Here is a 26,596-nt window from a genome sequence, read left to right as displayed (position 1 = left end):
ATTCGATGTCCGTTCTTACGCGGGTTTATCGCCTTTATCGGGATGGGACGCGTTTGCGTCGTCCGTAATGCCAAGACGGCGGCGGCGCGCTTCCGCTTCGTCGATCTGCGCCTGCACGGCCGCGCTCACGTGAGCCGTGTTCTTGGGACCGGCGCCGAGCTTCGCCATCTCTTCTTTCTTCTTGCGGGCGCGCTCCAGCGCGGCCTGGATGATCGCGCGTTTCTTCGCTTCCGGATCGTCGCTCGCGGGCTGCGCTTCGTGCGTGGCCTGCGTCGCTTGCGCTGTTTGCGCCGCCCGCGCGGCCTGACGCGCGCTCGCGCGTGCCTGCGCCTCGGCGCGCTCGCGCTCCAGACGTGCCACGCGGCGGTCGTGCCGGGCGCGCGCGGCATCGGCTTGTTCCTGACTCCACGCGTCCCAGCCGGTGCGATCGCCGGTCACGGGCACCATCGCGATGCAATCGACGGGGCAGGGCGGCACGCACAGATCGCAACCCGTGCACAGTTCGGCGATGACCGTGTGCATCTGCTTCGCGGCGCCGACGATCGCATCGACCGGACACGCCTGCATGCACAGCGTGCAGCCGATGCACACGTTCTCGTCGATCACCGCGACGGGCCGTGCGCGCTCGACGCCATGCGTCGTATCGAGCGGTATATCGGGCGCGCCCAGCAGCGCGGCGAGACGCGCGACACCTTCGGCGCCACCCGGCGGGCACCGGTTATAGCTCGCCTCGCCCGCGGCGATGGCGTCGGCGTAGGGCCGGCAGGCCGGGTAGCCGCACTTGGTGCATTGCGTCTGCGGCAGCAGGTCTTCGATGCGCTCGGCGAGCGTCTTGGAAAAGGTTGCGGTCACGAGGAATTGCGATGATGCCTTGGGGACTGGCGCAGCGTGGGCGAAGATCGCGTTGGGAATCGCGCGGTGCGCTTCGGATGCGAAGAGAACGCTTCGGCGTCCACGACGACGGGCACGCTGCCTGTTCGGCGCGCGTCCCGTTTCGCGGGCGCACGCTCGGCTTTGATCGACATTATCGCCGAAGTCGTCAACAGTCGTGCCGAATGGCTTCTACTCCCAATTGCCAACGTCCTTTCGATGTGCGCATAATCGAAGCGCTTTTCCGTTTGACCGCAGGACGGTGTTTCCCAATAACCCTGGGCAGCGCCCGTTCACGTCATGTACCCAATGCGGGCCGCGTGACGCTAATCCGGCAACGCGGCTCCCGAGTCATGCCACCATGAATCAGCCGAAAATCAAAAGAGATCCTGAAGGCACCCGGCGCCGTATTTTGCTTGCCGCCGCAGAAGAGTTCGCGGCCGGTGGCTTGTTCGGCGCCCGTGTCGATCAGATTGCGCGTCGGGCGGAGACCAATGAGCGCATGCTCTATTACTACTTCGGTAGCAAAGAGCAGTTATTCACCGCCGTGCTCGAACATGCGCTATCGGCGCTCGTCGAAGCGGAACGCACGCTCGAACTCGACGGCATTGCGCCTATCGAAGCGATGACGCGTCTCGCGCATTTCGTCTGGGATTACTACCGGGATCATCCGGAGTTGCTGCGCCTCATCAACAACGAGAATTTGCACGAGGCGAGATATATCAAAGGATCGAATCGAATACGCGAGCTCATTTCGCCGATCGTCGCGACGCTCACGGCCATTCTCGATCGCGGTCAGAAAGCCGGACTGTTTCGCACCGACGTCGATCCGCTCAAGTTCTACATCATCCTGTCGGGACTCGGTTATTACATCGTTTCGAATCGCTTCACGCTGGAAGCGACTTTCGGGCTCGATTTCAGCGAGCAGGCGCAGCGCGAGCAGATCGTGCGGATGAATACCGAGTTGCTGCTGGCCTTTTTGACGCGCCGCTAAATCGACGCGGTCGGGAGAAAAAACGTCGCGCCCTTTGCAAGGCGTGACGTTTTTGTTTTCCGCGATGGAATCGGTCCCGGCGCGCTCGTGCGTTCGTACCGCTCGTACCTTAGGCCGGCACGGCTTCGGTCTTCGGCGTCTTGTCGTGCTCGAGAATGAACTCGCGCAATTGCGGATACACCATCGTGCGCCAGCGGCGGCCCGAAAAAATGCCGTAGTGGCCGGCCTTTTCCGCCGTGAAATGGCGCTTGTGCTTCTCCGGAATGCCGGTGCACAGATCGTGGGCGGCGCGCGTCTGGCCGCTGCCGGAGATGTCGTCGAGTTCGCCTTCGATCGTGAAAAGAGCCGTGTGCTTGATGTCCTGCGGACGCACGAGCTCGTCGTTGACTTCCCATGTGCCTTCGGCGAGCCGGAATTCCTGGAACACGATGCGGATCGTTTCGAGGTAGTACTCGGCGGCCATGTCGAGCACGGCGTTGTATTCGTCGTAGAAACGGCGATGTTGCTCGGCGTCCTCATCGTCGCCGCGCAGCAGATTTTGATAGAAGTCCCAATGGGCCGTGAGATGGCGCTCGGGATTCATCGCGACGAAGCCCGCGTGCTGCAGGAAGCCCGGATAGACCTTGCGCCCGACGCCGGGATAGTTCGCCGGCACCGTGTAGATGACGTTGTTCTCGAACCACTCATACGAGTGCTCGTTCGCGAGCGAATTGACGGAGGTCGGGCTGCGGCGCGCGTCGATCGGGCCGCCCATCATCGTCATCGTGCGCGGCGTGTCTTCGCCGCGGCTCGCCATCAGCGAAATGGCGGCGAGCACCGGCACGGTCGGCTGGCACACCGAAATGACGTGCAGGTCCTTCGCGCCGATATGACGGATGAACTCCTGGATGTACTCGACATAATCGTCCAGATGGAACGGGCCGTTCTCGGTCGGGACCATTCGCGCGTCGATCCAGTCGGTGATGTACACCTTGTGGTCCTGCAAGAGCGTTTTGACCGTATCGCGCAAAAGCGTCGAATGGTGGCCCGAGAGCGGTGCGCACACGAGCACGATCGGCTCGTTCTTCAGCTTGGTGACGGTTGCGCTGTCGTCCGCGAAGCGCTTGAAGCGCAGGAGGCGGCAGAACGGCTTCTCGATCACCGTCTGCTCGACGATCGGAATGTTGTGACCGTCCTTGACGATCTGATGAAGATTGAACTCCGGCTTCTCATAGTCCTTGCCCAGCCGGTAGAGCAGTTCGTAGCCTGCGGCGAGACGGCTCGAACCCGGCACATAGGCGAGCGGACTGGCCGGGTTGACGAAGGATTTCGATGCTGCCTGGGCCCATGCTGTGAGGGGAGACAGCATGGCGCGTTGGAATTCGTGAATTTGATAGAGCATGGTTGCCCCAGTAACTCCGGTGGAAACCGGTACGCCCGTTGATCCCGGCAATGCTTCCGGCGACGAACTTCAACGGCTTTCGAAGATCCCCGGCGGCGCGGCGGGCTGTCGCCTTGCTGCCGGGGCACTGACTTCCTGCGATGCTTCGCGTGCCTTTTCGCGTTGCCCCCTGCGCGTTATCGACGCGGGAAGAATGCAACTTGAGTCGAGGCAATATTTTCCGCGCATTAAACGTTCAATTCAACCGATCGGTTGAAATTGCTCGCCTGGAAACACACATCCTGCAATCATACTTTTTGTGCATTGCACAAATATTACCGTCAAAACACTGATTTCGCCAATAAAACAGAGATTTATGACTTTCCCGCCGCGGCGTCGATTTCGGCCTGCGCTTCAGATTCGGCGTGATGTTCCGAGCCGGACGGCTGACCGGTCGCCTTCGCCATTTCTTCCTCGTGACGCATCAGGTTCATCCCGGTGTGCACGAGAGCCACGTGGGTAAAGGCTTGCGGGAAATTCCCGACCATGCGCTTCGCCACCGTGTCGTACTCCTCGGCCAACAACCCGACATCGTTCGCGAGACCGACGAGGCGCTCGAACATTTGATGCGCTTCGTCGATCCGGCCCTGCAGCGCCAGATTGTCGACCAGCCAGAAGCTACAAGCCAGAAACGTGCCTTCCCCGGGCGGCAGCCCGTCCGCGACTTCCGCGGTGTGGTAGCGCTTGACGAGCCCATCGTGCGTCAAATCGGTCTCGATCGCATGTACGGTTCCGGTCACTCGCGGATCTTTTGGCGGCAAAAATCCGAGCAACGGAATGAGCAGCAGGCTGGCATCGAGCGCGTCGCTGCCATAAGCCTGCGTAAAGGAGTTGAGCTTCGGATTCCAGCTTTTCTTCAGCACCTCGGCGCGGATGCGCGCACGCATCTCCCGCCAGTGATCGATCGGGCCGGGCAGGTCGAAGCTTTCCGCCGACTTGATCGCCCGGTCGTACGCGACCCACGCCATCACCTTCGAGAACGTGAAGTGTTGCTTGCCCCCACGCACTTCCCAGATGCCTTCGTCGGGTTCTTCCCAGATCGTGTCGAGGTGTTGCAGCATGGCGCACTGGATCGACCACGCGGTTTCATCGCTCTGCAGCCCGCCGACGCGCGCGAGATGCAGCGCGTTCATCACTTCCCCGTAGACATCGAGCTGCAACTGGTCGACCGCGCCGTTGCCGATCCGCACCGGCGCCGCGCCTTCGTATCCCGGCAGCCACGGGATCTCCCATTCGGGCAGGCGGCGCTCGCCCGCGATGCCGTACATGATCTGAATCTGCGCGGGCGAGCCCGCCATCACGCGGCCCAGCCACGCGCGCCATGCGCGGGCTTCGTCGTAGTAGCCGCCGCGCATCATCGCGAGCAGGGTGATGGTCGCATCGCGCAGCCAGCAGTATCGGTAGTCCCAGTTGCGCGTGCCGCCGAGCTGTTCCGGCAGCGATGTCGTCGGCGCGGCGACGATGCCGCCCGTCGGCTCGTACGCGAGCGCCTTCAGCGTGATGAGCGAGCGGCGGATCGCGCTCGCCCAGCGGCCGTTGAGCTCGCTTTGCCCGGACCACTCGCGCCAGTGATTTTCGGTGCGCGCGAGTTGCGTATTCGGATCGGATGCGTGCGGCAAGCGCAGATGCGACTGCGAATAGCACAGCGAGAACGGCACGCGCTCGCCCTCGCTCACATCGAAGCAGGCGGTCGTGTGCATGTTCTCGCCGACGAGATCGACGGGCGTGCGCAGCACCGCGAGATCCGGCCCGGCGATCGCGCGGATGCCACTGTCGTCGGGCAGGCGGCTGACCCACGGCACCGCGGAGCCGTAATCGAAGCGCAGCACGAGTTCCATCTTCATCCGTACCGTGCCGCGGCGTCCGATCACGATACGCACCAGCTCCGAATGGCCGTTGCGAAGCGGCATGAAATCGACGATCGTCACCGCGCCTTGCGGTGTCTCGAAATCGGTTTCGAGGACCAGCGTGTCATCTCGATAGCGGCGGCTGACGACAGGCGACTCGCCGTCGGGCATGTCGGGCGCGAGGAGCCATCGGCCGTGCTCGGGCGTGCCGAGCAGCGCGGCGAAGCACGCGCCCGAATCGAAGCGCGGCCAACAGAGCCAGTCGACGGAGCCGTCGCGGGAAATGAGGGCGGCGGTGTGGCCGTCGCCGACCATTGCATAGTCTTCGATCAGTGCGGGCATAAGCGAACATCTTCCTGCAGGCGGCGCGGGCCGAATCGAAACGCGCCGCGGGTTGAGCAAACGATTCGGGACACGAGCGCCCGAGCGAAACGCGGCGTCGTCGGCGGTCGGGGCGACGGACGTCATGCATGCTTTCTGGCCGCATTCTGCCGCAATCGTTCACGGCGAGCAGGAAACCGGGCCGGGCGTCATCGGGACGTGTCGCACGGTTGGCGGAAAATGACTAGCGAAGCGCCGAACGCACCGTTGCTTCTGCTTTCGACTGATGTTTAGAATGAAGCTTCGTGAAAGGCATCCGCGCCGCGGCCTTTTCGAGCAGGGGGCGGAAACTTTCTGTGCCTTTCATTTGTCTTTCAGCATGTTCCCGGTCGTCTCGCGCGCGGGTCATGCAGTCGCTTCGCGCAACGTCTCTTCCGGTTTTCAACGTAGCGTTTTCGAGGAACAGAATCCCATGCTCTATCCGTCGAAAGCTGACTGCATCGCCATTCTTTCCGCCGCGAGCCGCGTATCGGACGCCGACATGCTCCTCGCGCTCGATCACAAGAACCTCGGCCTGTCGCGCAACGCGATGGACGCCGCCGCCGCGTTCCTTACGGAGCGCGGCTGTTTCAACCGCTATACGTTCGGCGTGACCGGCGTGTCGGTCGGTGCGCTGTCGCTGCAGGGACGCCTGCGTCTCGATCAGCTCGCCAACGGCTGACACGGCCGATCCGCGCGGCAGGCCCGCGCGTCCTTCTTTCGTGACACTTTGCGCACGCGCACGGACATTCCGTACGCGTGCGTTCGCGCGTTCGTGCGCGTCCGCGGAACCGCCGACGGGAATCGGCGTCACAACGACAGTCGCGCGCCCGTCAGAAATGAGCCGATCCCATGCCGAACAGGCCGATCAGCCCGATCACGATCAGATAGATCGCGACGATGAAGTTCAGCAGCCGCGGCATGATGAGAATGAGGATCCCGGCGATCAGCGAGACGAGCGGGGCGAGGCTTAGGTGGATGGTCATCGCGGCAACTCCTGTTGTTGGTTCGAATCGTGTCGGTTGGCTGGTCGTGCAAAGGTGTATCGTCGTTTTCATCGTTTGGAGCGGAACTTGCTCCCGCACGTCCTTGGGCCTTGCGATGTCGGCGGTTTCGCGCGCCGCTCCCGATAACAAGCATCAAAGAGACGAAGAGGAGGTTTCATGCACCCGAGCCAACCTTGCGGCGCGAATCCGCTGATGCACGTCTTGCAAGACGCGCGCCCGAAGCGCGCCAAGCCCGTCGCGTGGGCGAAAGGCGTCGCGCTGATGCTCTCGTTTGCAGCGGCGCAGGCCTTCGCGCAAACGGGCGCGACGCCCGCCGCGCCGGGCACCGCGAGCGACGTCGCCGCGTCGAAACCGGCCAGCGGCGACGTCTACGATCTGCTCATCGGCACCTATACGGGCGGTGGCAAGAGCGAAGGCATCTATGTCTATCGGTTCGACACGGGCAGCGGCGAGCTGTCCCGCATCGCGTCGGCGCAGACGGTGAATCCGTCGTATCTCGTCGTGAGCCGCGACCGCCATTACGTGTACGCAGTGAACGAATTGCCCGGCGACAACGGCCCGGCAACGCAACGCGGCGGCGTCAGCGCCTTTCGCTTCGATCGCGCGAGCGGCCAGTTGAGCTTTCTCAATCGCGTGTCATCGGACGGCAACGATCCGTGCTATCTCGCGATATCGCCCGACGGCAAATATCTGCTGACAGCCAACTATTCGGTCGCGTCCAATCCGGGCGGCAGCTTCGCGGTGTTTCCGCTGGCTTCCGATGGCCACGTCGGCAATTCGGTGCTGACGGTGCATCACGAAGGCGCCGGCCCGGTGAAAGGACGGCAGGACAATTCGCATGTCCACTCGACCGTGTTCTCGCCCGACGGCAAGTATCTCTTCGCGCAGGATCTCGGCGTCGACAAGGTGTTCGCCTATCGGTACACGGCCGATCCGTCCGCATCGAGCCGCGGTCTGCTGGGTCCGACCGAATCGCGCTACACACCGATCAAGGCGGGCTCGGGGCCGCGCCATCTGGTCTTCGACGCAAGCGGCAAGCACGCTTATCTGACGACCGAGCTGAACGCATCGGTGCTAGCGTTCGATTACCGCGACGGCAAGCTCACGCAAATCCAGACTGCCTCGCTGATCGCGCCGGGTTTCAGAGGGAAGATCGGCGGCGGCGCGATTCATCTGTCGCCTGACGGGCGCTTCCTGTACGCGACCAATCGCGGCGACGCCAACGAACTCGTGCAGTTCTCGATCGATCCGGTGAACGGCCATCTGAAGCTCGTCAAGCGCTATCCGACGCTCGGCAAGACGCCGCGCGAATTCGCAATCGATCCGACCGGGCGCTGGCTCATCGTCGGCAATCAGGAGAGCGACAGCGCGTATTTCTTTCGCCGCGATCCGCAGACGGGCGAGCTTGCGTCGGACCCGAAGCGGCTGTCGATCGGCTCGCCGGTCGATTTCAAGTTCGTATCGCCATCGTGACGCGTCGATCGCGGCGATTGAAACGACCGGGCGCGGACGATGAAAACAACACTGGTCAAGGCAGTCACGATTTCGATGCTGTGCGTGTCGTGCGCGGCCCACGCGGACGACAAGGAATGCGATTACAAGCGCGACTGGATGTCGTCGGCGTGCCAGCGCGTGATGCGCGTCGCGCATGAAGGCACCTGGGATCTTTACGTGACGGGCTACGGCTGGCACATCAACGGCTTCGACAATCGCAGCGAACTGAATCCGTGGTCGTGGGGCGGAGGCGCGGGCAAGCACTGGACCGACGCGAACGGTAACGAAGACATCCTGTTCGCATTCGCCTTTTCCGATTCGCATCACAATTTCGAGCCGATCGGCGGCTACGCGCGCCAGTGGTATACGAAGCCGGTGCTCGGCGGATTGCAGGCGGGCGGCGGATTCTTCGTCGGCTTCACGGCGCGCAGCGACATCGCGCATTACCTGCCGTTGCCGCTCGCGCTGCCGATCGGCTCGATCCGCTACCGGAGCACGTCGGTGATGGCGACGATCATCCCGCACATTCCCGGTCTCAACGACGGGAACGTCGCCTTCTTCTGGGGCCGCTACGAGTTCTAGTACGATGCCTTTTTGATACGCCTGTCTTTCGCATCGACTGAAAGGTGTACTGAGGAAATCGAAAGGCAATAGCAGGGAAAGCAACTTGAACACGACTCATACATTCGACGCCCGCGAGCGCCCGGCGAAGCGCAACGAACCGGCGCCGCCGGGATTCATCAGCGCATTCAGCTTCGCGGGCGGCGAGGCGTTGCGGCTGACGTGGGACGAAGCGCGCGCAGCCGTCGCCGGAGATGGCCCGACGTGGCTGCATCTGTCCGCGAACGACGACGCCGTCGAAGGCTGGCTCGAAGGCGTCACGTCGATGCCGGACGTCGCGCGCGAATTCCTGAACGGCGAGGACAAGCGTCCGCGCGTGCATATCGGATCGAACTTCATGTATGGCGTCGTCGCGGACCTGGAGCTCGTCGCGAAGACGCCGGACGCCACCGCGCCCGATGCCCGCGAGGCGAACCGCGCGACCGGCGCGCTGCGCTTTTACGTCGACCGGCATCGCATGATCACGGTGCGCGCGCGGCCGCTGCAATCGACCGACCGGCTGCGTCACGCCGTGCTCGAAGGCGCGATGTTCCGCGATACCGTCGATCTTTTCGCGGGCCTGATCCGCGCGCTGAACGACACTTTCGCGGATCGCATCGACGAAATCGGCGACTGTCTCGACGATGTCGAGGAAAGCGTGCTCGAAGGCGGCCACGCCAGGTGCCGCTCCGTGCTCGGCGACGTGCGTCGGCGGCTCGTGGAAGTGCGGCGCTTCATCGATCCCGAGCGCAATGCGCTCACGCAGCTCGTCTTGCGCAAGCTCGAATGGGCCGAGCCGCGTTCGATGGAAGCGCTCGTGCAGGCGATCCAGGTGCTGAACGGCTTGGGCGGCGGTCTGGAAGGGCTGTACGAACGCGCGAAGCTGTTGCAGGACGAGATCGCCGCGGCGCTTTCGGAGGACATCAACCGCAAGCTGCTGTGGCTCGCGATCATGTCCGCCTTGCTCTTGCCCGCGACGCTCGTGACCGGCATTTTCGGCATGAACGTGGCCGGTTTGCCCGGCACGAAAGATCCGGCGTCGTTCTGGATCGTGGTGGGCGTGATGGCGTGCTGCGCCGCCATCACGATCTTTCTGTTGCGCCGCTTGCGGCTCTGGTAACGCTTCAGGCGCGCCGCTTATTCGGCGGGGCCAGGCGGCGCGAGCACTTCGCGGTTGCCGTTGCTGCCCATCGGCGAGACGAGGCCTGCTGCTTCCATCTGCTCGACGAGCCGCGCCGCGCGGTTATAGCCGATGCGCAATTGCCGCTGCACCGACGAAATCGACGCGCGCCGCGTACGCACGACGAATGCGACAGCTTCGTCGTAGAGCGGATCGGCTTCGGCATCGGACGAATCGCCGAAAAGATCCTGCGTGCCGCCGCCTTCGGGCGTCGGTCCGGACAGAATGCCTTCCTCGTACTCCGGTTCGCCGAACTGCTTCAGATGTTCGACCACGCGATGCACTTCCTCGTCCGCGACGAACGCGCCGTGCACGCGCTGCGGATAGCCGGTGCCGGGCGGCAGGAACAGCATGTCGCCCGCGCCGAGCAGCGATTCCGCGCCCATCTGGTCGAGAATCGTGCGCGAATCGATCTTGGATGACACCTGAAACGCCACGCGCGTCGGAATATTCGCCTTGATGAGGCCGGTGATGACGTCCACCGATGGCCGCTGCGTCGCGAGAATCAGATGGATGCCGGCCGCGCGCGCCTTTTGCGCGAGACGCGCGATCAGTTGCTCGATCTGCTTGCCCGCGACCATCATCAGATCGGCGAGTTCGTCGATGACCACGACGATGAGCGGCAGCGTCGAGAGCGGCTCGGGCGCATCGGGCGTGAGCGAGAACGGGTTCGTGAGCTTCTTGCCGGCGGCTTCGGTGTTGCGGATTTTCTGGTTGAAGCCCTGCAAATTGCGCACGCCGACCGCCGACATCAGCCGGTAACGCTTTTCCATTTCGCCGACGCACCAGTTGAGCGCGTTCGACGCGAGCTTCATGTCGGTGACGACGGGCGCGAGCAGATGCGGAATGCCTTCGTAGACGGAAAGCTCCAGCATCTTCGGGTCGATCATGATGAGGCGCACGTCCTCGGGCTTCGCCTTGTAAAGCAGCGAGAGGATCATCGCGTTGATCGCGACCGACTTGCCCGAGCCCGTCGTGCCCGCGACCAGCATGTGCGGCGCCTTCGCGAGATCCGTCACGACCGGATTGCCGATGATGTCCTTGCCCATCGCGATCGTCAGATTCGACTTCGAGTTGCGGTACACGTCGTCTTCGAGGATCTCCGAAAGGCGGATCATCTGGCGTTTCGGATTAGGCAGTTCGAGGCCCATGCAGGTCTTGCCGGGAATCGTCTCGACGACGCGAATCGACGTAAGGCCGAGGCCGCGCGACAAATCCTTCATCAAGCCGACGATCTGGCTGCCGCGCACGCCGAGCGCGGGTTCGACCTCGAAGCGCGTGATGACCGGACCCGCCGACGCGCCGACGACCGTGACCGGCACCTTGAATTCCTGAAGGCGCTGCTCGATGAGCAGGCCGGTTTCGTTCAGACGCTCCTCGGAGACTGGCTCGACTTCATCGGATGCGGGTTCGAGCAGATCGAGCGTCGGCAATTCCACCGCCGATGCGTGCGGCGCGTGGAATTCGAATTCCGTCGGCGCGGAACCGCGTACCGGCGGGCGCGGTTCGGGCGCCGGGCTCGGCTGATTCACGACGGGCGCAGCGGCGGGCGCGGCGACCGCTGGCAGCGGCGCGACGGGCGCGGCGGCGATCACCGGAAAGCGCACGATGTTCGACGGCGTCGCGAACTCGTCGCCCGATGCCTGCTGTTCGGCGACCGGTTGTTCATCTTCGGCGGGCATTTCGTCCGGCTCATCGACCACTCGAAGCAGCGATGGGGGAGGGGGCTCGCCTTGCTCGTCGGCGGGCTCGGGCGCGTCCAGCCAAGGCGGCGTTTGCGCAAGATCGCGCAGGTCCGGCTCGGGCTCGAGCTCGGGTTCTCGCTCCCGGACCACAGGCGCGGGTTCTGCCGTCGTTGCGTCCGGGCGAGGCAGCGGCGGTTCGGACGGCAAATCGATGCGCGCCGGCTCCGGCATCGCAGTTTCTTCCGCTTCCTCTTCGACGGCTTCGATCGCGGGCGGCGTGTCGGGCTCGGAGGCCGCGAATTCGGGAATCGACGGCTCGGGCAGACGCATGTCGAAAAGCGGCGGCGGTTCGACGAGCGCGGGCGCGATGACGTGCGCGTCGATCGACGGCGGATCGATGCGCTCATCGATTTCCTGCACGTCCACGAGCGGCGTCACTTCCGGCGCCGTTTCGACGATGCTTTTCACGGGCGCCGCCAGCTCCGGTACGTCGGTGGCCGGCTGGACTTCGGGCTGCGCGGCGCGCGCCATTGCCACATGCCCGCGCGCGAGACTCGCGCCCGCGAGTGACGTCCACATCGCGGTCTTCTCTTCGATCGAGCGCAGCGCCGCCTGGATGGCTTCGGGCGCGGGCGGCGGCGTCGGCGGTCCGAGCGGCGCGGCAGGACGCGAGAACGCGGGCGCGGCGAGCGGCGAGGGCGCGAACTCGCGCGTCGAAACGGCTGCGGCGGCTGCGGCGGCTGCGGCCGGACGCGCCGGGGGACGCCTGAAGCCCTGCGGGGCTTGCGTCACAGGCGGCCGGCGTGACGCGCCGGGATTCGTGCCGGGATTCGTGCCGACGGATGTCGACATGCTCGCCACGCCCGTCGATCGCTGCGCGGGCATCGATGTCGCCGGACTGCGCGGGCGATCCACGCGCGGCGCAGGAGGCGGCGTCTGGACGCGCGGCTTGTCGACGGCGACGGATGCGCGCAAGCCCGATCCGGAAGGCTCGAACGCCGACGCCTGACGCGGCGCAAACGGCGCGCGGGCCTCGCGATTCGCCGCCGATGGCGACGAATTCAACCAGCCCGAAGGCGCCATCGGCTCGGTCTGCGTCACGGGAGGAGCGACGCCTGCGGCCTCGAAGGCGGGGCGTTTCGCGTACGCCTCGGCCGTGGCGACGGCGCTCGCGGCGGCCGCCACCGTGCGGCTCGCGCCGCTCTTGCCGGTCGCGGGCGGGCGCCACGCTGTCGGCCGCTGATAACGTGTGCTGCGATGACCGGTCGGCAGACCGAGCGTCGGCTCGTCGGGCAAGGTGCGCGGCGTCGGCGAATCGAAACGCTCGGCGCGATGGGCGCGTTCCTGCGAATCGCGTGCGGTCTTCGCGCGGGCGCGCCGTTCGAACCAGTTCGCCGTCTTGTCACGCGTTTTGTCGCGCGCCTTGTCACGGGTCGTCGACTGTTGCCGCGACTCGCTTTCGCGTTCGCGGGGCGTGAGCCAGCTTTGCGGCAGGCCGAAGCCGAACGCTTCGTCGGCCCATGCGAGCACCGAGCGCCAGCTGAATTCGATCAGCCAGGGCAGAAAGATGGCGAGCACGAGCGCCGCGATCGCGCCCGCGCCGGCCAGATGCGCCGGGCCGCTCAGCGCCGCGGCGAGCGCGAGTCCGATGCGATTGATGTTCGCCTGCGTTTCGAGCGAGTTTGCGAGCGCGCCTTCGAGCGTGCTGCTCGCAATCAGCACGGCGACAAACCCGATCCAGAGGCGGATCGTGCCGGGGCCGCGCACGCCTGCGCCGCCGGGCAGCGCCTGTTTGACGATGCGCCAGAAGAGCGGAAGGAACCAGACGACCGATGCACCGAACCAGCCGAGAACTACCATGTGCATGCTTGAGATTGAATCAATGTTGGGTGAAACAAATGAGACTGCTGCCCGGCCGCAGCGATATCGCCGGTCGGCCGGGCTGTTCGATCGAGCAGTTTAACGGCTGGCGCACGCGCACGACGTTCCTGCCGCGAGTACGCAACACATCATTTCCCACGTGGCGCGAAGGTGAGCACCTGACCGTCGTCGAGCGTCAGTTGCAGCGCTTGCGGCGGATTCATCTGCACGCCGCTCTTCGCGACGCGTGCGAGCGCGTCGAGATACGGCCGCTCGAGCGCCGCGCCCGCGCCGGACACGCACGCCATGCGCGTGCCGGCGAGCGGACCGAACGTGAGCTTGCCGTTCTTCAGCTCGTAGGCGCCCGCAAAGCGGTTGCAGCCCGAGAAGCCGCTCGCCTGACGGCGTCCGTTCGCGGTAGAGAAATCGAGCGTGAGCGGCTGCGCGTTGTTCTCGCCCGCGTACGGGATGGCGCGCGGCTGGCCGCTCGCATCGGTCCAGCTCGTGAGCGCCCATTGCGTATCGTCGAGCAGTTGCGTGGCGGCAGGATTATAGGGATCGGTGGGCGGGGCGCTTGCATCGGTGTGCTTCGGCATCGCGCAGCCGGCGACGACGCTCGCCGCGACCACGAGCGCGCACGTGCGGGAGACCAGCGCGAGCGCCTTCTTGCGGCGCCACAGCGGATTTGACGATGAGCGCGGCGAGGTAAGCGCGGACGCGCGAGGGAAGTGCGTGGGCATCGATGATCCTGAAGCTGGCGAAAGCGTAAGGGTATCGCACGCGTCCTGTGATTTGTCCAGCGCCGCGATGCAACAAAATGCCTGGCTGCGCTTTCGGGAGCTTGCCATCGATCGGAAACGCGCCGGGAATTCCGGCGCGCATTCGCCTGTCAATAGGCCGAACGGCAAAGTGTCGCCGCTGGTGCTGCGTGTTAACATCGCGCCCAATTCAGCCGCTTTGCGCCTCGCTGACCTCACCACCCGATTCTGGAGCACTCATGCAGACCGATCCACGCCGCACCGGCGCCACGCGCCTCGGCACGCCGCTTTCTCCCAATGCCACGCGCGTGATGCTGCTCGGCGCGGGCGAACTCGGCAAGGAAGTGATCATCGCATTGCAGCGGCTGGGCGTCGAAGTGATCGCGGTGGACCGGTACGCGAACGCGCCGGGGCATCAGGTCGCGCATCGCGCGCACGTGATCGACATGACCGACGCCGCCGCGCTGCGCGCGCTCGTCGAGAAGGAGCAGCCGCATCTGATCGTGCCGGAGATCGAGGCGATCGCGACCGAAGCGCTCGCCGATATCGAATCGGCCGGGCTCGCAACCGTCATCCCGACGGCGCGCGCCACGCAGCTCACGATGAATCGCGAAGGTATCCGGCGGCTCGCGGCCGAAGAACTGGGCTTGCCGACTTCGCCGTACGCGTTCGCGCAATCGCTCGACGAGATGAAGGCGGCGATCGCGAAGATCGGCTTTCCGTGCGTCGTGAAGCCGGTGATGTCGTCGTCGGGGAAAGGCCAGTCGGTGCTCAAAAGCGACGCCGACGTCGAACCCGCGTGGAACTACGCGATGGCGGGCGGGCGCGTGAATCACGGGCGCGTGATCGTCGAGGGCTTCATCGACTTCGAATACGAGATCACGCAGCTCACCGTGCGCGCGGCGGACCCCGCGAGCGGCGAGACGCAAACTTACTTCTGCGATCCGATCGGTCACGTTCAGGTCGCGGGCGATTACGTCGAGTCGTGGCAGCCGCAGGCGATGAGCGCGGCCGCGCTCGCCAAATCGCGCGATGTCGCCGCGAAGGTCGTGACCGCGCTCGGCGGGCGCGGACTCTTCGGCGTCGAACTCTTCGTGCGCGGCGACGACGTCTGGTTCTCGGAAGTGAGCCCGCGTCCGCACGACACCGGCCTCGTCACGCTCGCGACGCAACGTTTCTCCGAGTTCGAACTGCACGCGCGCGCGATCCTCGGCTTGCCCGTCGATACCGCTTTGCGCGCGCCCGGCGCGTCGGCGGTGATCTACGGCGGGCTGGACGAAGCGGGCATCGCGTTCGAGGGCGTCGCCGAAGCGCTCGCCGTGCCCGGCGCGGATCTGCGGCTTTTCGGCAAGCCGGAAAGTTTCGTGAAGCGCCGCATGGGCGTCGCGCTCGCAACGGGCGCCGACACCGGCGAAGCGCGCGAACGCGCGAAACTCGCAGCGTCGAAGGTGAGGCCGGTTTCGGCCAGATGACCGGCGCGCGCGCCGGCGGGAGCGAGCAATTGAAATGGAAACCGATGTCCGCGCTCGTCGTGGTCTGCGTGGCGCTTTCGGGCTGCGGACTTGCGGCGGCGCCGTGCCGGATCGCGTCGGCGGGACTGAAAATCGTGCCGGTGGTCGGGCATGTCGCTGCCGCGCCGACCGACGCATGCGCGGAAGTCATCGACCCTTGAGCGCTGCCTCGCGCACTAAACACAAGTGAATCGAACGATGAAAAAACCGATTGCGATCATGCTCGCGTTGCTCGGCGCCCAGGCGGCGCTCGCCATGCCGCTCACCGTGCCGCAGATCCAGACCGCGTCGACGCAGACCACGCGCTACGACTGCAAGGACGGCAAAAGCGTGTCCGTTCAATACACGAACACGCGCAACCATCAGAGCTTCGCGGCGTTGACCGTCGACGGACGTAAGCTCCTGTTCGTCAACGTGATCGCGGGATCGGGCGCGAAATACGTCGCCGATCAATATACGTGGTGGACCAAGGGCCCGCAGGCGAATCTCTACGATGAGATGGCCGCGAAAGATTCGCCGCCGCTGCTCGCCGATTGCGAGGCGCGCAAGAAATAGGCGCGCCGCTTGCTGTACGCTCCGGGTGCGCTCTCGCGCCGCCGGAGCGCCTCGGCGCGCGGTGCTACAATGTGCGGCTTTCCGGCTGTAAAAATCGCGGCCGGATCGAGTCCAGAATTTCCGGCATCGCCGTTCGATGCCGCTTGAGCGGGCACATGGGCGTCGAGCGCCCGGCCGCTTTGGAAGACAGATCGCGCGATGCCGCGTGCCTTGAAGGCGTCATCGAAGCCGTGTTCCATCGGAACGCCGGCACGCGGATCGAAACAGAGCAATGAGCGGGGCGTGATGCTCGATTGACCGGCCGCCCCGTCCAGCGCGCGCACCTTGCGCTTGACCGACGCGCCGCGTGCACCAACGAAACCATCCGCGTAAGCAACCGATCGCGACGATCGACCGAAACAACCGACCGAGTTTTTTACGCGCGCCGCATCGTGCGGCATTTTAGCGAAAGCCAATATAGTCACCATGTCCGATTCCGTCGCCACGAACACGTCCACCGCACCGGCCGCAGCGCCGACGTTCGACCAGTTCGGTTTGTCCGCCGACATCCTGAAAGCGGTGCGCGAGTCCGGCTACACGACGCCCACGCCGATTCAGGCGCAGGCCATTCCCGTCGTCCTCGCGGGCCGCGACGTCATGGGCGCCGCGCAGACCGGCACCGGCAAGACCGCGAGTTTCTCGCTGCCGATCATCCAGCGGCTCTTGCCGAGCGCGAACACGAGTGCCTCGCCCGCGCGTCATCCGGTGCGCGCGCTGATGCTCACGCCGACGCGCGAGCTCGCTGACCAGGTCGCCGCCAACGTGCAGACGTACTCGAAGCACACGCCGCTGCGCAGCACGGTCGTGTTCGGCGGCGTCGACATGAATCCGCAGTCCGACGCGTTGCGCCGTGGCGTCGAGATCCTGATCGCGACGCCGGGCCGTCTGCTCGATCACGTTCAGCAGAAGACGGTGAATCTCGGTCAGGTTCAGATGCTCGTGCTCGACGAAGCCGATCGCATGCTGGACATGGGCTTTCTGCCCGATCTCCAGCGCATCCTGAATCTGCTGCCGAAGGAACGTCAGACGCTGCTGTTCTCGGCGACGTTCTCGCCGGAAATCAAGAAGCTCGCGTCCACGTATCTGCGCAATCCGCAGACGATCGAAGTCGCGCGCAGCAATTCGACGAATGCGAATGTGCGCCAGATCGTCTACGAAGTGCACGAGAGCGACAAATCCGGCGCGGTCGCGCAGCTCATCCGCGAGCGCGAACTGAAGCAGGTGATCGTTTTCTGCAATAGCAAGATCGGCGCGAGCCGCCTCGCGCGCGTGCTGGAGAAGGACGGCATCGTCGCGACGGCGATTCACGGCGACCGCTCGCAAAGCGAACGCATGCAGGCGCTCGATGCGTTCAAGCGCGGCGAGATCGAGGCGCTCGTCGCCACCGACGTCGCCGCGCGCGGTCTCGATATCGCCGAATTGCCGGCGGTCATCAACTTCGATCTGCCGTTCAACGCGGAAGATTACGTGCACCGCATCGGCCGGACCGGGCGCGCGGGCGCATCGGGCGATGCGCTGTCGCTGTGCAGCGCGAACGAGCGCAAGCAGCTCGCCGACATCGAGAAGCTGATCAAGCGTCCGCTCCAGGTCGAGCCGCTCGAAGTGACGATTCGCGCGCGCCGCGACGCATCGGCGCCGCGTCGTGACGAGCGATTCGGTCGACCGGAGCGCACGGAGCATCGGCATTCGCCGCGCGACGAGTCGGGTCCGCGCCGCCGCACGACGGGCACGCACGATCGCCCGCGCGGCCGTCAGCAGCCCATCGACGAATTTTTCCTAAAGCCGTACGAGCCGTCGCCCTCGGCGATGAAGCGTCAGGAAGAAACGGTCGAGCCCGAGCGCAAGAGCGCGCCGAAGCAGCCGCTCGCGGCGTTGCTCGGCGGTCTGGGCATGCCGCGCAAGTCGTGATTTTCGTTGCGCTTCGAATCGAAAAAGGCGGCCCGCGCGGCTGCCTTTTTTGCGTCTAGCGCGCGAAACGCTTCGCCCATTCCGCCGTTGCGGCGCTGTAGAACGTTTCCAGCGATGCGGCCGGCGCTTCGATGCCCAGATGCCGCGCCGCTTCGACGAGCTCATCGAGCGGCGCGTTGCGATCGAGCGGCGCCGCGCCCGTCTGCTTGCTCAGCTTTTCGCCGATGCCGTTGTTGACCACAGGCACATGCAGGTATTCCGGCGTCGGCACGCCAAGGCACTGCTGCAAGTAGATTTGCCGCGCGGTCGAATCGAGCAGGTCGGCGCCGCGCACGACGTGGGTGATGCCGGCATCGGCATCGTCGACGACGACCGCGAGCTGATAGGCCCACAGTCCATCGGCGCGTTTCAGCGCGAAATCGCCGACTTCGGTCGCGAGATCCTGCGTCTGCGCGCCTTGCCAGCGATCGACGAACCTGACGACTGCCGCGTCGCCGTCCGGCACGCGCAGCCGCCACGCGCGCGCGGGCTTGCCGTGCAGGCCGGTGCGGCACGTTCCCGGATAGGCGAGCGTCGCATGGCGCGCGTGGGCGTTCACCAGCGAGTCGGCGATTTCGCGGCGCGTGCAACCACACGGATAGATGAGACCCGTCGCCTGAAGACGCTCGAACGCGGCGCGATACGCGTCGCCGCGCGCGCTCTGCCAGACGGGCGGCTCGTCCGAGTGCATGCCGAAGTGTTCGAGCGTCGCGAGGATTTCATCGGCGGCGCCGGGAACCGTGCGCGGTGCGTCGACATCTTCGACGCGCACGATCCAGCGTCCGCCGTGCGCGCGCGCATCGAGAAAACTCGCGAGCGCGCTGACGAGCGAGCCCGCATGCAGCGGGCCGGTGGGTGAGGGCGCAAATCGTCCCCGATAAATCATTACGCGGCGGCGCCGACCTTCGCGTCGGGATGGCAAGCCGGGCACGTCTCGCCCGGCTTGTAGAACGGCGACTGCTGATCTTCGACCGACACCACCGCGCGGCAGCCGAAACATTGTGCGGTTGCGGTCGGCTGCAGGTTCGGATCGAGCGCCGTGCGGTAATCGAACACGAAGCACTCGCCGTTGTAGTGCGCGCCGCCGACTTCCTCGAAATACTTCAGAATGCCGCCTTCAAGCTGATAAACATGCTCGATGCCCACTTCCTTCATGTGAATCGCGGCTTTCTCGCAGCGAATCCCGCCGGTGCAGAACGACACGACCGTCTTGCCGTCCAGATCCGCCCGATTCTGCTCGATCACTTCAGGAAACTCGCTGAACTTCGTGATTCGGTAGTCGAGCGCGTTGTCGAACGTGCCGACATCGACCTCGAATGCGTTGCGCGTGTCGAGCATCACGACAGGACGGCCTTCGTCGTCGTGGCCGCGGTCGAGCCAGGCTTTGAGCGTGGGCGCGTCGACGGACGGCGCGCGGCCGAGTTCCGGCCTGATCGCGGGCTTCTTCATCGTGATGATTTCGCGCTTGAGCTTCACCAGCATGCGGCGAAACGGCTGCTTCGCGGAAAGGCTTTCCTTGAATTGCAGATCGGCGAAGCGGCCGCCGAAGAGCGCGTCCGTGCGGATGTAGTCGATGAACTCGCGGACCTCGGCGACCGGCCCAGCGATGAACAGATTGATGCCCTCCGGCGCCAGCAGAATCGTGCCCTTCAGACCGAGCGCGTTGCAGCGTTCGGTGACGAGCGGCCGCCACGCGGGGCCGTCTTCGATGGTGACGAATTTATAGGCGGAGAGATTCAGGATGCTCATGATCGGATGACGCGCAAAACGGCTGTGACGGGTAAAAAGTGCGGGCGAAAATCGCGCGCAAAACACGTATTATCCCGCAAACGGCGCGCATCTTCGCCGGATTCCCGCTGTCGCGTCGCGAAGCCTTGCGCACGCGCAATTCCGGGCGCGGCGCGGGCCTTATCCGTTCGGCTAACGCGCCCTTCGGCGCCGGTTCAGCCGATGGCCCGCATGTACAATACCGCCATGTCAGATCCCCGCTTCGTTCATCTCCGCGTCCACTCCGAATTCTCGATCGCCGACGGCATCGTGCGGCTGGACGACGTCGTCAAGGCTGCCGCAAAAGACGGGCAAGGCGCGCTCGCGCTGACCGATCTCGGCAACGCATTCGGTCTCGTGCGCTTCTATAAGGAAGCGCGCGGCATGGGCGTGAAGCCCATCGCCGGTTGCGACGTCTGGATTACCAATCCCGCCGATCGCGACAAGCCTTCGCGCCTCCTGTTACTCGTTCGCGACAAACAGGGCTACCTCAACCTGTGCGAGCTGTTGAGCCGCGCGTGGCTCACGAACCAGTATCGCGGCCGCGCCGAGGTGATGGTCGAATGGCTCGAAGAAGGGCTCGCAACGGGACTGCTCGCGCTTTCGGGCGCGCAGGGCGGAGATATCGGCATGGCGCTCGCGGCGGGCAACGTGCAATCCGCGCAACGCAACGCCGAGCGCTGGACGAAGCTCTTTCCGAACGCGTTCTACATCGAACTGCAGCGCGCCGGTCAGCCGGGCGAGCAGGCTTACGTGCAGGAAGCGGTCAAGCTCGCGGCGAAGCTGAAGTTGCCGGTCGTCGCGACGCATCCGATGCAGTTCATGACGCCCGACGACTTCACCGCGCACGAAGCGCGCGTGTGCATCTCCGAAGGCGATATCCTCGCGAATCCGCGTCGGCAGAAGCGCTTCACGCAGGACCAGTATTTCCGCACGCAGGACGAGATGTGCGCGCTTTTCGCGGACATTCCGTCGGCGCTCGCGAACACTGTCGAGATCGCGAAGCGCTGCAATCTGACGCTCGAACTCGGCAAGCCGAAGCTGCCGCTGTTCCCGACGCCCGACGGCATGTCGCTCGACGACTACCTCGTGCAGTTGTCGAAGGAAGGCCTCGAAGTCCGTCTGCAACAGCTTTATCCCGATGAAGCCGAACGCAGCGCGCAGCGCGAAACGTACTACGCGCGCCTCGATTTCGAATGCGGCACGATCATCAAGATGGGCTTTCCGGGCTACTTCCTGATCGTCGCCGACTTCATCATGTGGGCGAAGAACAATGGCGTGCCAGTCGGTCCGGGGCGGGGCTCGGGCGCGGGTTCGCTCGTCGCGTACGCGCTCGGCATCACCGATCTCGATCCGCTGCGCTACAACCTGCTGTTCGAGCGCTTCCTGAACCCGGAACGCGTGTCGATGCCCGACTTCGACATCGACTTCTGTCAGGAAGGGCGCGACCGCGTCATTCAGTACGTGAAGGGCAAGTACGGCGCGGATGCCGTGTCGCAGATCGCGACCTTCGGCACGATGGCGGCGAAGGCGGCGGTGCGCGACATCGGCCGCGTGCTCGATCTCGGCTACATGTTCACCGACGGCGTCGCGAAGCTGATTCCGTTCAAGCCGGGCAAGCACGTGACCATCGCGGACGCGATGAAGGAAGAGCCCACGCTTCAGGAACGCTTCGATTCCGAAGACGAAGTGCATCAACTGCTCGAACTCGCGCAGCGCGTTGAAGGGTTGACGCGTAACGTCGGCATGCACGCGGGCGGCGTGCTGATCGCGCCGGGCAAGCTCACGGACTTCTGCCCGCTCTACACGCAAGGCGAAGACGGCGGCGTCGTCAGTCAGTACGACAAGGACGACGTCGAAGCCGTCGGCCTCGTGAAGTTCGACTTTTTGGGCCTCACCACGCTGACGATTCTGGACTGGGCGGAGCGCTATATTCGCCGCCTCGATCCGTCGAAGAAGGACTGGAGCCTCGCGCAGGTTCCGCTCGACGATCCGGCCTCGTTCCAGATATTGAAGAAAGCGAACACCGTCGCCGTGTTCCAGCTGGAAAGCCGCGGCATGCAGGGCATGCTGAAGGACGCGCAGCCGGACCGCTTCGAGGACATCATCGCGCTGGTTGCGTTGTATCGGCCGGGCCCGATGGACCTGATCCCGAGCTTCTGCGCGCGCAAGCACGGGCGCGAGATCGTCGAATATCCGGATCCGCGCGTCGAACCTGTTCTGAAAGAGACCTACGGCATCATGGTCTATCAGGAGCAGGTGATGCAGATGGCGCAGATCATCGGCGGCTACTCGCTCGGCGGCGCGGACTTGCTGCGTCGCGCGATGGGCAAGAAAAAGCCCGAGGAAATGGCCAAGCATCGCGAGATTTTCGCGGAAGGCGCGGCGAAGAACGGCCTCACGCGCGAGAAGGCGGACGAGACCTTCGACCTGATGGAGAAGTTCGCCGGCTACGGCTTCAACAAGTCGCACGCGGCGGCGTATGCGTTGCTCGCGTATCACACGGCGTGGCTGAAGGCGCATCATCCGGCGGAATTCATGGCCGCCAACATGTCGCTCGCCATGGACGACACGGACAAGGTCAAGATCCTGTTCGAAGACTGCCTGGCGAACGGCATGGCGGTTTTGCCGCCCGATATCAACCAGTCGGCGTATCGCTTCGAACCGGTCGCGGAAGCCGATGGCAAGCGCTCGAAAACCATTCGCTACGGCCTGGGTGCGGTGAAAGGCAGCGGCCAGAACGCAATCGAAGAGATTCTGCGTGCGCGCGAAGACGGCCCGTTCGTCGATCTGTTCGACTTCTGCGAGCGCATCGACCGTCGTGTCGTGAATCGGCGCACGGTGGAAGCGCTGATCCGCGCGGGCGCGTTCGATTCGATTCACGCGAATCGCGCGCAGTTGCTCGCCTCCGTCCCGATGGCGATGGAAGCCGCCGATCAGGCCGCCGCCAACGCAATGCAAGCCGGCCTCTTCGACATGGGCGACGCGCCGCTCGCGAAGCACGAGTATGTCGACGAAGCCGAGTGGTCCGACAAGAAGCGTCTGCAGGAAGAAAAGACCGCGCTCGGCTTCTATCTGTCGGGCCATCTGTTCGATGCCTACAAGGGTGAAGTGCGCCGCTTCGTGCGCCAGAAGATCGGCGAGCTAAAGGAAGGGCGCGACAAGCTCATCGCGGGCGTGATCTCCGCCATGCGCACGCAGATGACCCAGCGCGGCAAGATGCTGATCGTGAATCTCGACGATGGCAGCGGCCAATGCGAAGTCACCGTCTTCAACGAGCAGTTCGAAGCGAACAAGGCGCTCTTCAAGGAAGACGAGCTGCTCGTCGTGCAGGGCATGGCGCGCAACGACGCGTTCACGGGCGGCATCCGTTTCACCGTCGATACGGCGATGGACCTCGAACGCGCGCGCAGCCGCTACGCGCAGTCGGTCAAGGTCGAGATGAACGGCAACGCCGATGCCTTGCGCCTGCGCCGCGTGCTCGAAGCGCATGCGGCGGGCGCGCAGGAAGCGCCGCCGCCCATGCCCGTGAAGGAGAACGGCCGCCAGCGTCAAAGCGCGCCGATTCCGAACGGCCTGAACGTGAGCATCGTCTATCGCAGCGAGCATGCCGAAGGCGAAGTGCGCCTCGGCGACGCGTGGCGCGTGAAGCCGACCGACGATCTCATCACGGCGCTGCGCGGCGAATTCGCGGGCAGCGCGATCGAAATCGTCTACTGATGCGGATCGGCATTTCGGCGAATGCGCTCAAGCATTCCGGCGGACTCGAACGCTACGCGATGGATCTCGTGCGCGGCCTCGCCGCCGCGGGCTTCGAAGGCAAGCGCAAGCCCGCGTTTTTCGCCCGCAAGATCGACACGTCGCTGCCCGAAAGCCGATTGATCGAGCCGCATCGCATCAAGGTGTCGTTTCTGCCGGGCAAGCTGCGCGACGCGTATTTCTCGTGGGCGCTCAAGCGTGCGCGCAAGAAGGCGAAGGTCGACGTGCTCATCGGCTGCAATCGCGTGGAAGGTTCCGAGATCGCCATTTGCGGCGGCACCCATCTCGGCTTCCTGCGCGCGACCGGGCGGCGCGAGAAACCCTCGGACACGCGGCAGATCGCACTGGAGCGGCGTCAATACGCGCACGCGAACGTGGTCGTCGCGCATTCGGACATGATGAGCGACGAGCTGCGCGCGTTGTATGGCGTGGATATCCGCAAGATTCGCGTGCTTTATCCGCCCGTCGACGGCGCGCGATTCTCGCCCGTCGGTGCCGCTGCGCGTGCGCGTCTGCGCGAACAGTTCGGCTTCAAACCGGATGAAACCGTGCTGCTGTTTCCGTCGAGCAGCCACGAGCGCAAGGGCTTGCCGCTGATCGAGAAGGCGCTCGCCGGGATGAACGTCGTGATCGCCGTCGCGGGCCGCGCGCCCGAGAAGCCGGCAGCGAACGTGCGCTATGTCGGCTACGCGAAGAACATCGAAGATGCGTATCGCGCGGCGGATTTCACCATTCTTGCGTCGAGCTACGAGCCATTCGGACTCGTCGGCATCGAATCGGTGATGTCCGGGACGCCGGTGATCTTCCCGGCGTGCATCGGCTGTTGCGACGCCATTGCAGATCACGCGAAGCACGTCTTCAAACCTGGCGACGCCGACGATCTGCGCCGCACGGTGCAGGAGGCGATCGAAGCGCGGCGCGACGCCCCGCGCGCGCTAGCCGGCGCGGTGCGCTATGACGCGAGCGTCGAGTCGCATGTGCGCGCTTTGCTCGATCTCGCGCGTGACATCGATGCGAAGCGCTGAGCCAATCAGCGCGCTTCGTTGAGATGCGCCAGCTTCAGGAACCGGTAGTAGACGGTCTGCGCGTTGAATAGCGCGATCATGAAGCCGGTTTTGCCGTCCAGAAAGCCGCGGCGCAGCACGTAAGTCCGCACGAACGCCCACGCGCCGCGCGACACCGCGATGCCGAAGCTGCCGCGCTTTCCGGCCGCGTGGCGTTGTTGCGCACCCGCCGTCGAGTAGGCGTCGAGCTTGCGCAATACCGCTTCGAAATCCTCGTAGGAGTAGTGCATCAGCTTGCCGGAAAGGCGCACGACGGGCTTGCCGGTCGACAGCACGAGCCGCTCGTGCACGAGATCGGGCGAGAAGCGCGCCGTGCCGCGCCGGAACAGGCGCGGAATCCAGTCGGGATACCAGCCGCTGTGCTTCACCCATGTGCCGCAGAAGCTCGACAGGCGGTCGACCGCGTAGACGTCGGCTTGCGGATCGGTGATCGCGGCGCGGATCGAAGCGGCCAGTTGGGGCGACACGATCTCGTCGGCGTCGATGGACAGCACCCAGTCGGTCGAGAGCGCGTCGAGCGCGCGGTTCTTCTGCGGGCCGAAGCCTGGCCAGTCGCGCGCCACGATCACGCGCGCGCGATGCGCCTCGGCGATGCCCACGGTCGCATCGCTGCTGCCGCCGTCGACGACGACGATTTCATCGGCGAAGGAAACGGCCTGCAGGCATTGCGCGAGCCGCGCGGCCGCGTTGTGGGTGATGATGGCGATGCCGAGGGTTGGAAATGTCATGGTGCCTTTCGAGTGGCGCTAGCGCCTTGTTGTTCTGCCGGGCGCGACGCTCGCGCGCTCATCCGCGCACATGCCACTTCACGAAGAAGAACGGGGAAAGCAGCCACGGACACGTCGCATAGACGAACATTTTGACGCGAAAGCCGAAGTCCACGTCTTTCGACGCCATGACGAGCGCGAGCTTGCGCGCGAGCGAGCGCTCGCCGAACATCGCGCTGACATAGCTTTCGCGCGCGGACTTCTTCGCGAGCAGCGCGCGCATCGGGCCGCCGACGCCCACTTTCTCGGCATCGCTCACGAGCTGGCTCGTTTCGCCCGTACCGTTGACGTTCGCCAGCTTGATGCGCGCGACGAAATCCGCGGGCGTGCGCCATTTGCGCTTTCTCGACAGTCCGCCGCGCCGGTACTGCACGAGCGGTTCATGCAGCGTATGAGCGCCGTGACTCATGATCGCGCGAAACGTCATGATCTGGTCCTCACCGTAGATGCCGGGCGCGATCGGCCCGAATTCGTTGAAGAGACGCCGCGCCCAGGCATGCGCCGCGCCGACGACGTGCGGCCGGTTCCGCGACCAGTCTTCGAAGCTGCGGTAGCCGTCGAGGTCGGTCACGCGCAGCACGCCGTGCGCATTGCCGTCGGCGTCGATATCCTGCAGGTCCGTCGCGACGAGGTCGTAGCGCCTGTCGCTCGCGAGCCAGTCGCGCATCACGCGCTCGACGCGCTCGGGGCGGGAGATATCGTCTCCCGCCGCGATGAAGAGCATTTCCCCCGATGCGCGTGCCGCGAGCGCGCTCAGATGCGCGCTGATGCCGAGATTCTTCTCGTTGCGATAGAGGCGCACGGTGTGCGGGCCGCGATAATCGCGCACGCAGCGTTCGGCGACAGAGAAGGTGCCGTCGGCGGAGGCGTCGTCGGAAATGAGGATTTCGAGCGGCGTCCAGGTTTGGGCCAGCGCGCCGCGGATGGCGTCGGCGACGGTTTCTTCCTGATTGAACGTGATGAGCAGGAGGCTGGCGAGCGGTGCGTCCGGCTCTGTTTTAGGTGTCGCTGGCATTTCGGATTCACAACGCATGGAATGACCGGCATGCCTTCCCGGCGCGAGTCAGGCGTTCCGTGAGCGAAGAGCGTGCCAGGCGGCAACGGCTATAATA

Annotated in this window: 22 protein-coding genes; 11 read left to right on the top strand and 11 right to left on the bottom strand. The window is 65.0% G+C overall.

The features are described 5' to 3' along the window. Positions 1-15: 15 nt before the first annotated feature. Positions 16-852: an electron transport complex subunit RsxB gene (gene rsxB, locus BG60_RS09765; protein ID WP_034471253.1), complete on the bottom strand. Its 837-nt coding sequence runs from the start codon at positions 850-852 to the stop codon at positions 16-18. Positions 853-1,231: 379 nt separating this feature from the next. On the opposite strand from rsxB, the gene BG60_RS09755 reads away from it, so the two are divergent. Continuing rightward, complete coding sequence (locus BG60_RS09755) at positions 1,232-1,864, top strand: TetR/AcrR family transcriptional regulator (protein ID WP_008350673.1); 633 nt, start codon at positions 1,232-1,234, stop codon at positions 1,862-1,864. Between the two features lie 109 nt (positions 1,865-1,973). Here the strand turns inward: BG60_RS09755 and BG60_RS09750 are convergent, their stop codons facing one another. Together BG60_RS09750 and BG60_RS09745 are read right to left on the bottom strand one after the other, a co-directional pair. Then, positions 1,974-3,245 (bottom strand): polyhydroxyalkanoate depolymerase, encoded by a 1,272-nt coding sequence (locus BG60_RS09750; RefSeq protein ID WP_008350671.1) that lies wholly within the window; start codon positions 3,243-3,245, stop codon positions 1,974-1,976. 353 nt (positions 3,246-3,598) lie between these two features. Next, positions 3,599-5,473, bottom strand: a complete 1,875-nt coding sequence (locus BG60_RS09745; protein ID WP_034471251.1) for a glycoside hydrolase family 15 protein — start codon at positions 5,471-5,473, stop codon at positions 3,599-3,601. Positions 5,474-5,924: 451 nt separating this feature from the next. On the opposite strand from BG60_RS09745, the gene BG60_RS09740 reads away from it, so the two are divergent. Then, positions 5,925-6,173, top strand: a complete 249-nt coding sequence (locus BG60_RS09740) for a hypothetical protein (protein ID WP_033536686.1) — start codon at positions 5,925-5,927, stop codon at positions 6,171-6,173. A gap of 151 nt (positions 6,174-6,324) precedes the next feature. On the opposite strand, the gene BG60_RS36805 is transcribed toward BG60_RS09740, so the two are convergent. Continuing rightward, entirely contained in the window at positions 6,325-6,477 is a 153-nt protein-coding gene (locus BG60_RS36805; protein ID WP_008350665.1) for a DUF3096 domain-containing protein, read from the bottom strand. 177 nt (positions 6,478-6,654) lie between these two features. Here BG60_RS36805 and BG60_RS09735 point away from each other — a divergent pair, with 177 nt between their 5' ends. From BG60_RS09735 to BG60_RS09725, 3 genes are all read left to right on the top strand, one after another. Beyond that, positions 6,655-7,971, top strand: a complete 1,317-nt coding sequence (locus BG60_RS09735; RefSeq protein ID WP_034471249.1) for a lactonase family protein — start codon at positions 6,655-6,657, stop codon at positions 7,969-7,971. A gap of 39 nt (positions 7,972-8,010) precedes the next feature. After that, positions 8,011-8,574, top strand: coding sequence for a phospholipid:lipid A palmitoyltransferase (locus tag BG60_RS09730; protein ID WP_008350661.1), 564 nt, complete (start codon positions 8,011-8,013; stop codon positions 8,572-8,574). An 85-nt stretch (positions 8,575-8,659) separates the two neighbouring features. Further along, positions 8,660-9,712, top strand: a complete 1,053-nt coding sequence (locus BG60_RS09725) for a transporter (protein WP_008350659.1) — start codon at positions 8,660-8,662, stop codon at positions 9,710-9,712. A 17-nt stretch (positions 9,713-9,729) separates the two neighbouring features. Here BG60_RS09725 and BG60_RS09720 read toward each other — a convergent pair whose 3' ends face one another. Both BG60_RS09720 and BG60_RS09715 read right to left on the bottom strand, forming a co-directional pair. Next, positions 9,730-13,323, bottom strand: coding sequence for a DNA translocase FtsK (locus BG60_RS09720; protein ID WP_034471247.1), 3,594 nt, complete (start codon positions 13,321-13,323; stop codon positions 9,730-9,732). 143 nt (positions 13,324-13,466) lie between these two features. Beyond that, the gene (locus BG60_RS09715) at positions 13,467-14,057 is read right to left on the bottom strand and encodes an META domain-containing protein (protein WP_152563192.1); all 591 of its coding nucleotides are present in this window, start codon (positions 14,055-14,057) and stop codon (positions 13,467-13,469) included. 257 nt (positions 14,058-14,314) lie between these two features. On the opposite strand from BG60_RS09715, the gene purT reads away from it, so the two are divergent. From purT to BG60_RS09700, 3 genes are read left to right on the top strand one after another with little or no spacing between them, the layout of a single operon-like run. Next, positions 14,315-15,547, top strand: a complete 1,233-nt coding sequence (gene purT, locus BG60_RS09710; protein WP_034471245.1) for a formate-dependent phosphoribosylglycinamide formyltransferase — start codon at positions 14,315-14,317, stop codon at positions 15,545-15,547. 44 nt (positions 15,548-15,591) lie between these two features. After that, entirely contained in the window at positions 15,592-15,747 is a 156-nt protein-coding gene (locus BG60_RS09705; protein ID WP_308196654.1) for a DUF6726 family protein, read from the top strand. 37 nt (positions 15,748-15,784) lie between these two features. Continuing rightward, positions 15,785-16,141, top strand: a complete 357-nt coding sequence (locus BG60_RS09700; protein WP_008350649.1) for an MliC family protein — start codon at positions 15,785-15,787, stop codon at positions 16,139-16,141. Here the strand turns inward: BG60_RS09700 and BG60_RS09695 are convergent. Continuing rightward, a complete protein-coding gene (locus tag BG60_RS09695) occupies positions 16,075-16,626 on the bottom strand; it encodes a hypothetical protein (protein ID WP_152563191.1) in 552 nt (183 codons plus the stop codon). The two genes, BG60_RS09700 and BG60_RS09695, sit on opposite strands and share 67 nt — an antisense overlap. Here BG60_RS09695 and BG60_RS09690 point away from each other — a divergent pair. Then, a complete protein-coding gene (locus BG60_RS09690; RefSeq protein ID WP_034471240.1) occupies positions 16,607-18,088 on the top strand; it encodes a DEAD/DEAH box helicase in 1,482 nt (493 codons plus the stop codon). The two genes, BG60_RS09695 and BG60_RS09690, sit on opposite strands and share 20 nt — an antisense overlap. A 55-nt stretch (positions 18,089-18,143) precedes the next feature. Here BG60_RS09690 and gluQRS read toward each other — a convergent pair whose 3' ends face one another. Both gluQRS and BG60_RS09680 read right to left on the bottom strand, forming a co-directional pair. Continuing rightward, entirely contained in the window at positions 18,144-19,013 is an 870-nt protein-coding gene (gene gluQRS, locus BG60_RS09685; RefSeq protein WP_034471237.1) for a tRNA glutamyl-Q(34) synthetase GluQRS, read from the bottom strand. Beyond that, positions 19,013-19,876 carry a sulfurtransferase gene (locus BG60_RS09680; protein WP_008350644.1) on the bottom strand — a complete coding sequence of 288 codons (864 nt, stop codon included), beginning with the start codon at positions 19,874-19,876 and terminating at the stop codon, positions 19,013-19,015. Before BG60_RS09680 ends, gluQRS begins: the two co-directional genes overlap by 1 nt. Positions 19,877-20,086: 210 nt before the next feature. On the opposite strand from BG60_RS09680, the gene dnaE reads away from it, so the two are divergent. Continuing rightward, positions 20,087-23,614, top strand: a complete 3,528-nt coding sequence (dnaE, locus tag BG60_RS09675; RefSeq protein WP_033536668.1) for a DNA polymerase III subunit alpha — start codon at positions 20,087-20,089, stop codon at positions 23,612-23,614. After that, complete coding sequence (locus BG60_RS09670) at positions 23,614-24,678, top strand: glycosyltransferase family 4 protein (protein WP_034471235.1); 1,065 nt, start codon at positions 23,614-23,616, stop codon at positions 24,676-24,678. The genes dnaE and BG60_RS09670 overlap by 1 nt, the downstream gene beginning before the upstream one ends. 5 nt (positions 24,679-24,683) lie before the next feature. On the opposite strand, the gene BG60_RS09665 is transcribed toward BG60_RS09670, so the two are convergent. Further along, positions 24,684-25,445, bottom strand: coding sequence for a glycosyltransferase family 2 protein (locus BG60_RS09665; RefSeq protein ID WP_034471233.1), 762 nt, complete (start codon positions 25,443-25,445; stop codon positions 24,684-24,686). Between the two features lie 58 nt (positions 25,446-25,503). After that, on the bottom strand, positions 25,504-26,499 hold the full coding sequence (locus tag BG60_RS09660) for a glycosyltransferase family 2 protein (RefSeq protein ID WP_033536667.1): 996 nt from the start codon (positions 26,497-26,499) through the stop codon (positions 25,504-25,506). Between the last annotated feature and the right edge of the window lie 97 nt (positions 26,500-26,596).

Source organism: Caballeronia zhejiangensis, from assembly GCF_000698575.1.
Classification (GTDB): domain Bacteria; phylum Pseudomonadota; class Gammaproteobacteria; order Burkholderiales; family Burkholderiaceae; genus Caballeronia; species Caballeronia zhejiangensis.
The sequence above is the reverse complement of the archived record's forward strand: the minus strand, read 5'-3'. Positions and strand labels throughout refer to the sequence as shown.